Annotated in this window: 11 protein-coding genes and 1 pseudogene; 7 read left to right on the top strand and 5 right to left on the bottom strand. The window is 70.1% G+C overall.

The window, feature by feature from the left end; genetic code table 11:
• Positions 1-16: 16 nt before the first annotated feature.
• Genes ACWC5O_RS21845 through ACWC5O_RS21835 form a run of 3 tightly spaced genes read right to left on the bottom strand, consistent with a single transcriptional unit; the run spans position 17 to position 1,897 of the window.
• Positions 17-865, bottom strand: a complete 849-nt coding sequence (locus tag ACWC5O_RS21845; protein WP_450589889.1) for an isoprenyl transferase — start codon at positions 863-865, stop codon at positions 17-19.
• 20 nt (positions 866-885) lie between these two features.
• Complete coding sequence (gene recO / locus ACWC5O_RS21840; RefSeq protein WP_450589825.1) at positions 886-1,632, bottom strand: DNA repair protein RecO; 747 nt, start codon at positions 1,630-1,632, stop codon at positions 886-888.
• Positions 1,633-1,681: 49 nt separating this feature from the next.
• The gene (locus ACWC5O_RS21835) at positions 1,682-1,897 is read right to left on the bottom strand and encodes a hypothetical protein (protein ID WP_450589824.1); all 216 of its coding nucleotides are present in this window, start codon (positions 1,895-1,897) and stop codon (positions 1,682-1,684) included.
• 301 nt (positions 1,898-2,198) lie between these two features.
• On the opposite strand from ACWC5O_RS21835, the gene ACWC5O_RS21830 reads away from it, so the two are divergent.
• From ACWC5O_RS21830 to ACWC5O_RS21810, 5 genes are read left to right on the top strand one after another with little or no spacing between them, the layout of a single operon-like run.
• A complete protein-coding gene (locus tag ACWC5O_RS21830; protein WP_450589823.1) occupies positions 2,199-3,833 on the top strand; it encodes an ABC transporter substrate-binding protein in 1,635 nt (544 codons plus the stop codon).
• A 4-nt stretch (positions 3,834-3,837) separates the two neighbouring features.
• Positions 3,838-4,794: an ABC transporter permease gene (locus tag ACWC5O_RS21825; protein ID WP_450589822.1), complete on the top strand. Its 957-nt coding sequence runs from the start codon at positions 3,838-3,840 to the stop codon at positions 4,792-4,794.
• Positions 4,794-6,770: a dipeptide/oligopeptide/nickel ABC transporter permease/ATP-binding protein gene (locus ACWC5O_RS21820; protein ID WP_450589821.1), complete on the top strand. Its 1,977-nt coding sequence runs from the start codon at positions 4,794-4,796 to the stop codon at positions 6,768-6,770. The genes ACWC5O_RS21825 and ACWC5O_RS21820 overlap by 1 nt, the downstream gene beginning before the upstream one ends.
• Positions 6,767-7,783, top strand: coding sequence for an oligopeptide/dipeptide ABC transporter ATP-binding protein (locus tag ACWC5O_RS21815; protein WP_450589820.1), 1,017 nt, complete (start codon positions 6,767-6,769; stop codon positions 7,781-7,783). Before ACWC5O_RS21820 ends, ACWC5O_RS21815 begins: the two co-directional genes overlap by 4 nt.
• Positions 7,783-8,709 carry a dihydrodipicolinate synthase family protein gene (locus tag ACWC5O_RS21810; protein WP_450589819.1) on the top strand — a complete coding sequence of 309 codons (927 nt, stop codon included), beginning with the start codon at positions 7,783-7,785 and terminating at the stop codon, positions 8,707-8,709. Before ACWC5O_RS21815 ends, ACWC5O_RS21810 begins: the two co-directional genes overlap by 1 nt.
• On the opposite strand, the gene ACWC5O_RS21805 is transcribed toward ACWC5O_RS21810, so the two are convergent.
• Positions 8,706-8,900 carry a DUF397 domain-containing protein gene (locus tag ACWC5O_RS21805; RefSeq protein WP_450589818.1) on the bottom strand — a complete coding sequence of 65 codons (195 nt, stop codon included), beginning with the start codon at positions 8,898-8,900 and terminating at the stop codon, positions 8,706-8,708. The two genes, ACWC5O_RS21810 and ACWC5O_RS21805, sit on opposite strands and share 4 nt — an antisense overlap.
• Positions 8,901-8,908: 8 nt before the next feature.
• Positions 8,909-9,760, bottom strand: coding sequence for a helix-turn-helix domain-containing protein (locus ACWC5O_RS21800; RefSeq protein WP_450589817.1), 852 nt, complete (start codon positions 9,758-9,760; stop codon positions 8,909-8,911).
• A 198-nt stretch (positions 9,761-9,958) separates the two neighbouring features.
• Here ACWC5O_RS21800 and ACWC5O_RS21795 point away from each other — a divergent pair, with 198 nt between their 5' ends.
• Together ACWC5O_RS21795 and ACWC5O_RS21790 are read left to right on the top strand one after the other, a co-directional pair.
• The gene (locus tag ACWC5O_RS21795; RefSeq protein WP_450589816.1) at positions 9,959-10,366 is read left to right on the top strand and encodes an ATP-binding protein; all 408 of its coding nucleotides are present in this window, start codon (positions 9,959-9,961) and stop codon (positions 10,364-10,366) included.
• A pseudogene (locus ACWC5O_RS21790) lies at positions 10,366-11,230 on the top strand (hypothetical protein). Before ACWC5O_RS21795 ends, ACWC5O_RS21790 begins: the two are co-directional and overlap by 1 nt.
• The last annotated feature ends 170 nt before the right edge of the window (positions 11,231-11,400 follow it).

Genomic DNA, 11,400 nt, shown 5'->3' with positions numbered 1-11,400 from the left:
TGTGAACCGCCGGTGGCTACGAGGTGGAATCGCCCTTCATGGCGGCCTCCATGGCGAGGAGCTGCTCGTTCGGGACGGCCCCGCCGAAGCGGCGGTCGCGGGAGGCGAACTCCATGCAGGCCCGCCACAGGTCGCGGCGGTCGAAGTCCGGCCACAGCACGTCCTGGAAGACCATCTCGGCGTACGCGCTCTGCCAGATCAGGTAGTTGGAGGTTCGCTGCTCACCGCTGGGGCGCAGGAACAGGTCCACGTCCGGCATGTCCGGGTAGTACATGTACTTCTGGAGGGTCTTCTCGTTGACCTTGGAGGGGTCGAGGCGGCCCGCCTTCACGTCCTCCGCGAGAGCCTGAGCGGCGTCGGCGATCTCCGCTCGGCCGCCGTAGTTCATGCAGAAGTACAGCGTGAGCAGGTCGTTGCCCTTGGTCTGCTCCTGGGCGACCTGCAGCTCCTTGGCGACCGACTTCCACAGCTTGGGCATACGGCCCACCCAGCGCACCCGGATGCCCAGCTCGTCGAGCTGGTCGCGGGTCTTGCGGATGAAGTCGCGGTTGAAGTTCATCAGGAAGCGGACCTCGTCGGGCGAGCGCTTCCAGTTCTCGGTCGAGAAGGCGTACAGGGAGATGTTGCGGACGCCGATCTCGATGGAGCCCTGCAGCACGTCGAGCACCCGCTCGGCGCCGACCTTGTGGCCTTCGGTGCGGGGCAGCCCGCGCTCCTTGGCCCAGCGGCCGTTGCCGTCCATGACGATCGCCACGTGGTTCGGTACCAGCTCGCCCGGGAGCTTCGGCGCGCGGGCACCGGACGGGTGTGGCTCAGGCGCCTTGTACTCGCGGCGCTGGCGTCCCAGGATCCCGCGTACGACCATGTGCTTCTCGTCTCCCTTGCTCACTGTTCCACGTACCGGAGGGAGCGCAGTCCGCGCTCCAGATGCCAGTGCAGGTAGGCGGACACCAGCCCGCCGCCCTCCCGGACGTAGCGCGCCTCGCACGCGTCCGCCGTCTCCCAGTCTCCCGTAAGCAGCGCGCCGAGGAGTACCAGGGTCTGCGGCGAGGGTACGACGCTGCCGGGCACCCGGCAGTCGACGCAGACGGAGCCGCCGGAGGCCACCGAGAAGAAGCGGTTGGGACCGGGCATTCCGCACTTGGCGCAGTCGCCGAAGCTGGGCGCGTAGCCGTTGACGGCCAGCGAGCGCAGCAGGAAGGCGTCGAGGACGAGGTTGGGGGCGTGCTCACCCCGGGCGAGGGTGCGCAGGGCGCCCACCAGCAGCAGGTACTGCTGCACGGCCGGCTCGCCCTCGTGGTCCGTGAACCGCTCGGCGGTCTCCAGCATGGCCGTGCCGGCGGTGTAGCGCGCGTAGTCGGTCACGATCCCGCCACCGTACGGAGCGATGGTCTCGCTCTGCGTGCACAGCGGCAGCCCGCGCCCGACCAGCTCACTGCCCCGCGCGAAGAACTGCACGTCGACGTGGGAGAACGGCTCCAGCCGGGCCCCGAACTTCGACTTGGTCCGCCGCACCCCACGAGCCACGGCACGCACCCGCCCGTGACCGCGCGTGAGGAGCGTGATGATGCGGTCCGCTTCTCCGAGCTTCTGGGTGCGCAGGACGATGCCGTCGTCCCGGAACAGACTCATGGCTCCATTCTGCCCGCCCGTGCCGTGTCTCAGGGCCGCGGGCGGCTCTTCAAGGCACCTCGCCCCGGCTGCGCGCATTGGCATGGGCCGTCGCCGCGCTCAGCCGCTCGGCCTGGGTGGCCTGGCGGACGGCCTCCGGTCTCGCGTCCCACTCCCGCCCGCCGCCGTACGGCCGAAGCTGCACATACGGCCCTTCGTGCCCCATGACGATGCCGAGGCGTCCGGTGTGGGTGTCAACGGCGCAGGAGCCGACCGGGAGTTTCATCGCGTCCACCCCCGGTGGCTCCCCTGCCTCCGGCAATTTCACGCTTCGCATGCCACTGGTGGCCCAGCGTGCCTAGACTCGGCCGGAGTCTGCCCTGCGCAGCATGCACCGCATTCCCGGTGAGCTGCGTCAACTCACGTCCCGCAGAGGCCATTTCGCCCCGTCATTGGTGCGACCTGTGGCGGCTACGCCATTCGTGTGCGATCTCTTGACCACCCCCACAGGCGCTCTTATGGTCACGCTGACCGATCGGACGTAGGACGTCGTACCTCCCCCTCCCCCCGACCCCGCTGGAGGAACCGTGCGCGACGACGTGACCCCCGACGTGCCGGCACCGCGCCGCCGGTCGTTCCTGAAGTACACGGGGGCACTGGGCGCGGCCGCCGCTCTTCCCCCGGCGCTGGCGGGCTGCTCCTCCGGTCCGCAGTCCACGAACGACACCGGGAACGGGGGCAGCGGCAAGGACCGCACGCTGACCGCGGTGATCGGGTACGGCAACGACGGCAGCTGGGACCCGACGCAGACGGCGTCCGCGTTCGCCATGGCCGCCAACAACCACATCTACGAGGGGCTGCTCGACACCGACCCGATCTCCCGGGTGCCGTACCCGGCGCTCGCCACCGAGGTGCCGAAGGACCCGAACGCCACCACCTGGCGGTTCACGCTGCGGTCCGGTGCGACCTTCCACGACGGCAAGCCCGTCACCGCCGACGACGTCGTCTTCGTCTTCGACCGGATCCTCGACCCGAAGACCCAGACCCTCGCCAAGGGCTTCTTCGTCAGCTGGCTGCAGGAGGCCCGGAAGGTCGACGCGAAGACCGTGGAACTGGTTCTGAAGTTCCCCTTCCCGGACGGGCTCGCCCGGCTGACGCTGGCCAAGATCATGCCCAGGCACGTGTTCTCCCGGCCCGGCGCCTGGGACGACGCGATCAAGGGGCTCGCGGTGGGCTCGGGACCGTACCGGCAGACCGCGCACCACCCGAAGTCGAACACCACCTTCGAGGCGTTCGCCGCCTACAACGGCCCGCGCAAGCCCGCCTTCAAGCGGATGAACTGGCTGACGATCGTGGACGCGGCCCCGCGCGTGGCCAAGATCTCCGGCACCGGCGCGGGCGCGCAGATCGCCGACAACATCCCCTACGCCAACATCGCCCGCCTGGAGCAGGGCGGTCTGAAGGTCGCGGGCGGCGCCGGGATGAACAACCTGTTCCTGATGTTCAACACCAAGCACAAGCCCTTCGACGACGTGCGGGTGCGGCAGGCGCTGCACTACGCGATCGACACCGAGAAGATGGTGCAGGTCGCGCTCAAGGGGCACGGCAAGCCCGCGTCCTCGTTCCTCAACGAGGGCAACCCCAGCTACCGGCGGGCGAAGACCGTCTACGGCTACGACCCCGAGAAGGCGAAGGCGCTGCTGAAGGCCGCCGGGGTCAAGGGCCTGAAGATCGAGATCCTCGCCGTGAACGTCAGCTGGATCGTGGACTGTCTGCCGACCGTCAAGTCCTCCTGGGACGCGATCGGCGTGGAGACGACCCTGGCGCCGCAGGAGACCACGGCCGTGTTCACCAAGATGGACCAGAAGCAGGACTACCAGGTGGTGGCCGCGGCCTCGAACCCCAACCAGTTCGGGCTCGACGCCGACCTGATCATGCACTACAACTACGGCCCCCAGAACCTGTGGATGCAGTACACGCGGTGGGCCGACGACCCGGTCGCGGGGCAGCTCTTCAAGGACATGGACCGGGCCACCCGGGAGCCGGACCCGGCGAAGAAGAAGGCGATGATCCAGGACTACGTCGACGTCGTCGCCGAGCAGGCCGTGCTCTACCCGGTCGTGCACAACGAGCTGATGACCGCCTGGGACCCGCACAAGCTCACCGGGATAAGGCCGCAGCCCTACCCGGGCGTCAACCTCCTGCAAGCCCAGTGGACCTGACGGCATGACGGCTGTCGTACGGATCCTGCTCCGCCGCGTCGTCCTGCTCGTGCCGCTGCTGCTCGGGATCGTGCTGTTCGTGTTCCTGGTGATGCGGTTCTCGGACGTCGACCCGGCGTCCGCGTTCTTCCAGGGCGCGAACCCGACCCCGCAGCAACTGCACGACTTCCGGGAGCGAGGCGGCCTGCTGGACCCGCTCCCGGTGCGCTACGTCCACTTCGTCGGCGACCTGCTCCACGGCGACCTGGGCACCAGCGCCCTGACCCGGGCCCCGGTCGCCGACCAGGTCGCCACCGCGCTGCCGCTCACCCTCCAGCTGACCTTCCTCGGCCTCGGCATCGCGGTCGTCCTGGCGCTGGCGGGTGGCGTCACCGCGGCCGTGTACCGCGACCGGCTGCCGGACCAGGTCATCCGGGTCGTCTCCCTCGTCGGGGTCGCCGCGCCCGGCTTCTGGCTGGCGCTGCTGATGATCCAGTACCTGGCGGTGGACCGGGGCTGGTTCCCGACCGGCGGCTACATCAACCCGGCCGACTCCTTCACCGGCTGGCTGAAGACGATGGCCCTGCCCGCGTTCGCGCTGTCCCTGCCGGTGGCCGCCCAGCTGACCCGGATCGTGCGGACGTCGGTGGTGGAGGAGCTGGACAAGGACTACGTGCGCACCGCGATCGGCAGCGGCCTGCCGCCCCGGGTGGTGGTCGGCCGGAACGTGCTGCGCAACGCGCTGGTCAATCCGCTCACCGTGCTCGGCCTGCGCGTCGGCTATCTGCTCGGCGGTGCCGTCGTCATCGAGACGATCTTCTCGCTGCCCGGCATGGGCAAGCTGATGATCGACGCCGTGCAGAACGGCGACCCGGCCGTCGTCCAGGGGGTCGTGCTGACCACGGCGACCGGGTTCGTCGTCGTCAACCTCGTCATCGACATCCTCTACCTGCTCGTCAACCCACGTCTGAGGGCGGCCTGATGGTCACGCGCGCCGAGCTCACCGAGCGGCTCTCCCGGCCCGGCGTCCGGCTCCGCGGCCGACGCCGGCTGCCGCCGCTGTCGAAGGCCGCCGTCTGCTTCCTGGCCCTGGTCGTCCTGGTCGCCGTACTCGCCCCGGTGCTCGCCCCGCACGACCCGCTCGACCAGCAGGACCCGGTCGACGGCACCGGACACCCGTCGGCCGCGCACTGGATGGGCCAGGACAGCCTCGGCCGGGACATCCTCAGCCGGCTGATGTACGGCGCCCGCTGGTCGCTGGCGATCGGGCTGGGCGCGACCGCGCTCGCGCTCGTCGTGGGTGCGGTCGTCGGGGCGCTGGCGGCCACCTCCCGCAAGTCCGTGGACGAGACGCTGATGCGCTGTCTGGACGTGGTGATGGCGTTCCCGGGCATCGCGCTCGCGGCCGTGCTGGTCGCCGTCTTCGGCGGCGGGATCGGCGTGCTGATCTGCGCGATCGCCTTCCTGTTCACCCCGCCGGTCGCCCGGGTGGTGCGGGCCAACGTGCTCGACCAGTACGGGGAGGACTACGTCACCGCGGAACGCGTGATCGGCGCCCGCACCGCGCACATCGTGCTGCGGCACGTGGCCGTCAACTGTGCCGCCCCGGTGCTGGTGTTCTGCACGGTCCAGGTCGCCGAGGCCATCGTCTTCGAGGCGTCGCTGTCCTTCATCGGCGCGGGCGTACAGCCCCCGGACCCGTCCTGGGGCAGTGTCATCGCCGACGGCAAGAACATGGTGCTGACCGGCGGCTGGTGGGCGACCGTCTTCCCCGGACTGCTGATCCTGCTCACCGTCCTGTCCCTGAACATCCTCTCCGAGGGCGTCTCGGACGCCTGGGCCGCCCCGGCCGCCCGCGAGGTCGCCGCGCCCGACGACCGGCTGGAGACACCGGAACCCGGCGGCGGGGAGGTGGTGCGGCTGCCGGGGCTGACCGAGGCCGCCCGTCGCCTGCGCTCCCGGGCCCGGCCCCGGCCCGCCCCCGGCGGCCGGCCGGTGCTCGCGGTGGAGAACCTCGCCATCGGCTTCCCGGACCGGCACCGGGGCGTGGACATCGTGGACGGGGTCAGCTTCGAGGTGCACCCCGGCGAGGTGCTGGGCCTGGTGGGCGAGTCGGGCTGCGGCAAGTCGCTGACCGCGCTCACCGTCATGGGCCTGCAGCCGAAGGAGGCCCGGGTACGCGGGCAGGTGCGCTTCCACCAACGGGACCTGCTCGCCGAGCCCGTGCGAGTACGACGCCGGCTGCTCGGCCACGAGATGGCGATGGTCTACCAGGACGCCCTGTCCTCGCTGAACCCGGCGATGACCATCCGCGCCCAGCTGAAACAGCTCGTCCGCCGCGGTGGCCGCCGCAGCCCGCACGAACTGCTCTCGCTGGTCGGCCTCGACCCGGACCGCACGCTGCGCAGCTACCCGCACGAACTCTCCGGCGGCCAGCGTCAGCGCGTCCTGATCGCCATGGCCCTGTCCCGCGACCCCGCCCTGATCGTCGCCGACGAGCCGACCACCGCCCTGGACGTCACCGTGCAGGCCCAGATCATGGAGCTGCTGCTGCGGCTGCGCGAGGAACTGGGCTTCGCGCTGGTCCTCGTCTCGCACGACCTGGCGCTGGTCGCCGACGTCACCGACCGGGTGGTGGTGATGTACGGCGGGCAGATCGTGGAGACGGGCGTGACCGCAGACCTGGTGGAGGCACCGGCGCACCACTACACGCGCGGCCTGCTCGGCAGCGTGCTCTCGCTGGAGTCGGCCGAGGAGCGGATGACTCAGATCAAGGGGGTCGTACCGTCCCCCGCGGACTTCCCGGCGGGCTGCCGCTTCGCCGACCGCTGCCCGCTGGCGACCGAGGTGTGCCGTACGACGGCGCCCGTCCTCTCCGGGACCCCCACGCACACGGCCGCCTGTCACCACCCTGCGGTGCAGCTGACGTCGGCGGAGAGCGAGGAGGCCCTGCAGTGACAGCTGTCGTGGAAGTCCGGGACGCCCACGTCGTCCACAAGGCCCGCAGCGGCGGCCTGTTCACCCGCGACCGGGTGTACGCCCTGACCGGCGCCGATCTCACCGTGGCGCCCGGCGAGACGGTCGGGGTGGTCGGCGAGTCGGGATGCGGGAAGTCGACGCTGGCGAAGGTGCTGGTGGGCATCGAGCGGCCGACTTCCGGGACGGTGTCGTTCCGGGGCCGGGACCTGTGGTCGATGCCGCCCGCCGAACGCCGGGCCACGGTCGGCGCGGGGACCGGCATGATCTTCCAGGACCCCTCGACCGCCCTGAACCGCAGGCTGACGGTACGTCGCATCCTGCGCGACCCGCTGGACGTCCACGGGCGCGGGACGCGGGCCGAGCGGGAGGACCGGGTGCGGGAGCTGATGGCCCTCGTGGGTCTCCCCCGGGCCCTCGCCGACGCGCTGCCCGGGCAGCTGTCCGGCGGGCAGCGGCAGCGCGTGGCCATCGCCCGCGCGCTGGCTCTGGACCCGGGTCTCGTCGTCGCCGACGAGCCGACCAGCGCCCTGGACGTCTCGGTCCGCGCACAGATCCTCAACCTGCTCCTGGACCTGAGGGAACGCCTCGGTCTCGCCCTGGTGTTCGTCTCCCACGACATCCAGACCGTACGGCGGATGAGCGACCGCGTGATCACCATGTACCTCGGCCGGATCGTGGAGGAGACCCCGGCCGGCCGGGTCACCGACCAGGCCCGGCACCCGTACACCCGGGCCCTGTTCTCGGCCACGCCCGGTCTGCTCGACCCCATCGACCCGATCCCGCTGACCGGCCCGGTGCCGTCGGCGACCCGCCCGCCGAGCGGCTGCCCCTTCCGTACGCGCTGCTGGAAGGCGGACGAGGTCTGTGCAGGTTCGATGCCGGGCTTCTCGGCCGCGTCACAGCCCGGACACCGCTACCGCTGCCACCATCCTGTGGAGGAGGACCGGTCGACCCGCGATCTGGTTCGCCAGAACCTGCCCCAGGAGCCTTGATGACGCTTCCCGCCCCGCTGACCGGTGTCGTTCCGCCCGTCTGTACCCCCCTGACACCGGACCGCGAGGTGGACGTCCCCTCGCTGCTCAGGCTGGTCGAGCACCTGGTGGAGGGCGGGGTCCACGGGCTGTTCCTGCTCGGCTCGACCTCGGAGGCGGCCTTCCTGACGGACCGGCAGCGCCGGCAGGTGGTGGAGGCGGTCGTGGGCCACATCGGCGGACAGCTGCCCGTCCTCGCCGGAGCCATCGACATGACCACCCCGCGCGTCCTCGACCACGTCTCGGCGGTCACCGCCGCCGGCGCCCGGGCCGTCGTCGTCACCGCCCCCTTCTACGCCCGCACCCACCCCGCCGAGATCGTCCACCACTACCGCCGGATCGCGGCCGCGAGCCCGGTCCCGGTGATCGCCTACGACATCCCGTCCGCCGTGCACACCAAGCTCCCCGCCGAGGTGGTGCTCGGTCTCGCCGGCGACGGGGTGCTGGCCGGCCTGAAGGACTCCAGCGGCGACCTGGCCGCCTTCCGGGAGATCGTCACCGGCGCCCGCGCCCACCCCGGCTTCAGCGTCCTGACCGGTTCCGAGCTGATCGTCGACGCGGCGCTGGCGCTGGGCGCGGACGGGGCGGTGCCGGGTCTGGCCAACGTGGACCCGCACGGGTACGTCCGCCTGTATCGCCTGTGCCGGTCGGGCGACTGGGAGGCTGCCCGGGCCGAGCAGGACCGACTGTGCGCGCTGTTCGGAATGGTCGGGGTCGGGGACCCGGCGCGGATGGGCGGCAGCTCTTCGGCACTGGGCGCGTTCAAGGCTGCGCTGCATCTGCGGGGCGTCATCGCCTGCCCGGTGACGGCGGAGCCGCAGGTGCCGTTGTCGGGGGACGAGGTGGTGAGGGTGGGGAAGTTTTTGGCGGGGGCGGGGCTGCTCTAGGGGCGGGGGGTCTCCTTCAGGGCATCTATGAAGGGTGTGAAGGCTGCGGAGGGGAAAGTGAGGGTGCCGACGGCCGGGGCCTTTGAATCGCGGACGGCTATGTGGACGGGCAAGGTCGCGATCTCCACGCAGTTGTTGCCGTCGCCGCCGCCTGAGTAGGACGACTTCCGCCAGTTGTCGGGGTTGGTCACGGTAGGTCTCACAGCTCCTTGGCCACTCTGTGGATGACGTCACGCGAACGAGTGGGGTCGAGTGATACAGCTTCTACCCTACGGAAGAGCGTTCGAAAGACGCCGAGTTGAGCCTCGGCGTCGATGAAGCCGGTGCCGTGAGGTGCGTCGCGAACGGCCGTGTCCAGCTTGGGCACCGCACCGCCCGCGAGCATCACGGGGCTCCAGGCCCCGCCGAAGCCGTCCAGGTCGAAGGGGATCAGACGCACGGTGATGTGGTCAGCCTCGGAAAGTTCCAGGACACGGAATAGCTGGGCCCGCGCATCGTCTCGGTCGCTGAGTCTGATGCGCAGTGTTGCCTCGTGGATGACGGCCTCGTAGGGGGTGGGATCAGGCCCCACGAGGATCGCCTTGCGCTGCATGCGATGCTGGACACGCAGTTCGAGATCCTCCTCGGGGAGTTCGGGAATCCTGGAGGAGAACGCGGCGCGGGCGTACGCGGGCGTCTGAAGCAGGCCGGGAATGAACAGGAACTCGACGTCGCGCCGGTACGTGGAGTGATGTTCCAACTCGGCGAGGTCCAGGAACGGTGTGGGCAGCCGTTGCCGATACTCCTCCCACCAGCCCCGCGTTCGGTCGGTCGCCATGGCCACCAGGGCATCGATCAGCTCGCTGTCCGAGCAGGAGTAGTTGGCGGCGAGAAGGCGCAGCCGCTTCTCGCTCACGCCCGTGAGGCCGGTCTCGATCTGACTGATCTGCGCTGAACTCACTCCGAGCATTGCCGCTGCCTCGCGGGCTTGGAGGCCTGCGGCGTCGCGGAGCCTGCGCAACTCAACTGCCAACCGCATCTGACGTGCCGTTGGTTCGCTCCTCAGTGCCATGACCCTCTCCTCCCAACGTGCCTGTATGCGCGACTCGTTCGGGGTCAGGTTACGCGGTCGGCTTGCGAAACTTAAAAATCTAGGTCTACCGTCTGTGATGCGACGAACACGCATCGGAAGCGCACTGCACCGTCCTGCCATGACGCTGCGGCAATGCCACTGCGCGCGAAATCCCCATCTCGGAAGCGGAGTTGACGCATGACTGAAACCTGGGACTACACGCTGTACATCCCGAACGACCTAAGAGCCGTCACCATCTCCCGCCGCACCCTGCGTCTGATCCTGACCATGCACGGGCTGATCGGCCTGGTGGACATCGCCGAACCCCTCGCGACGGAGCTGGTCTCCAACGCTGTACGACACACGAAGGGGCCAGCTGCGCTCAGGGTGCGTCGGTCGGGGGAAGGGGTGGTGTGGATCGGGGCGTGGGACACGGACCCTGGGCCGCCGAAGCCTCCGCGGCCGTTGGAGCAGGTAGCGGAGCTGGAGGAGGAGAGGCGGGGGTTGGCGCTGGTCCGGGCCTGTGCGGACTTCTGGGGCTGGCAGCCGTCGGCGAGGTTCGGGAACCGGGGGAAGTTCGTGTGGTGTGAGCTGGGGGCTGCGTGATGGTGGGTTCGTCGCATGAGGCGTTGCACCGGATCTTCCAGAAGGATCCGGCGTTGCTGACCCGGGCCTTACAGCGGGTGCTGCACGTGCCGTTTCCCGAGCCGCGTGAGATCGCGGCGCTGACCTGACGGAGATCGAGCCGGTCGAGCGTCGAGTGGACACGTTGTTGCGGGCGGAGACGGACGAGGGCACGTATCTCCTGGTGGTGGAGTCACAGGGGAAGGTGGACGACCGCAAGCGGGGCAGCTGGCCGTACTACCTCTCCTACCTCTACGAGAAGTACCGCTGCGAGCCGGTGCTGATCGTCATCACGCAGAGCAGCGCCACGGCCAAGTGGCGTCCCGCCCGATCCGGCTCGGTTTCCGTGACTGGCACTCGCTGACGGTACGGCCGCTGGTGCTGGGCCCGGACAACGTTCCGGTGATCGCGGATGAGCGGCAGGCGGAGCGGGACGTCCCCCTTGCGGTGCTCTCGGCCATGACACACGGGCGGGGCCCGCAGGCGGCGGCCATACTGGAGTCCCTGGCATCCGCCCTGCGGACCATCGACCCCGACAGCGCCGCGGTCTTCGTGCAGTTCGTCGACTCATGCCTGGCCGACCCCCAGGCGAAGCAGATGTGGAGGGACCTGATGACGGCGATCCAGTACTTCTGGCGACACCCGCTGGCCGAGCGGGTACGTGAGGAGGGCCGTATCCAGGATCGTCAGGAGATGACACTCCGCATCCTGGAGTGGCGCGGCATCCCGGTGCCCGAGACTGTCCGCGAGCGAGTGAGCGCCTGCACGGATCTGGACCAACTTGAGCTGTGGGCCCAGCGAGCTGTGCACGCGACGGACGCGGCGGAGCTGTTCGTCGAGGAGTGAGCGGGGCTGAAGTGGGCCGCCCGCTTCTTGGCCAGTGTCGTGCCTCCGCGAGCCGAGTCAAGGGCGCTCCCGCTACGCGTCCGCGTCGCCTTCGGCGATCGGCCTGCGGCCGACCCTTGACACGGCTCGCTCCAGCACGGGGAAGAAGCGAGCGGGCGGCCCGGGGAAAC

It is taken from the genome of Streptomyces sp. NPDC001450, from assembly GCF_053597295.1.
This window is presented reverse-complemented; position numbering and strand designations above follow the sequence as displayed.

Bases quoted from the DNA above. Each gene is read 5' to 3' on its own strand.
- ACWC5O_RS21810 (WP_450589819.1), top strand. From the start codon at position 7,783: ATGACGCTTCCCGCCCCGCTGACCGGTGTCGTTCCGCCCGTCTGTACC.
- ACWC5O_RS21845 (WP_450589889.1), bottom strand. From the start codon at position 865: ATGGTCGTACGCGGGATCCTGGGACGCCAGCGCCGCGAGTACAAGGCG.
- ACWC5O_RS21835 (WP_450589824.1), bottom strand. From the start codon at position 1,897: ATGAAACTCCCGGTCGGCTCCTGCGCCGTTGACACCCACACCGGACGC.
- ACWC5O_RS21820 (WP_450589821.1), top strand. From the start codon at position 4,794: ATGGTCACGCGCGCCGAGCTCACCGAGCGGCTCTCCCGGCCCGGCGTC.
- ACWC5O_RS21795 (WP_450589816.1), top strand. From the start codon at position 9,959: ATGACTGAAACCTGGGACTACACGCTGTACATCCCGAACGACCTAAGA.
- ACWC5O_RS21825 (WP_450589822.1), top strand. From the start codon at position 3,838: ATGACGGCTGTCGTACGGATCCTGCTCCGCCGCGTCGTCCTGCTCGTG.
- ACWC5O_RS21800 (WP_450589817.1), bottom strand. From the start codon at position 9,760: ATGGCACTGAGGAGCGAACCAACGGCACGTCAGATGCGGTTGGCAGTT.
- recO (WP_450589825.1), bottom strand. From the start codon at position 1,632: ATGAGTCTGTTCCGGGACGACGGCATCGTCCTGCGCACCCAGAAGCTC.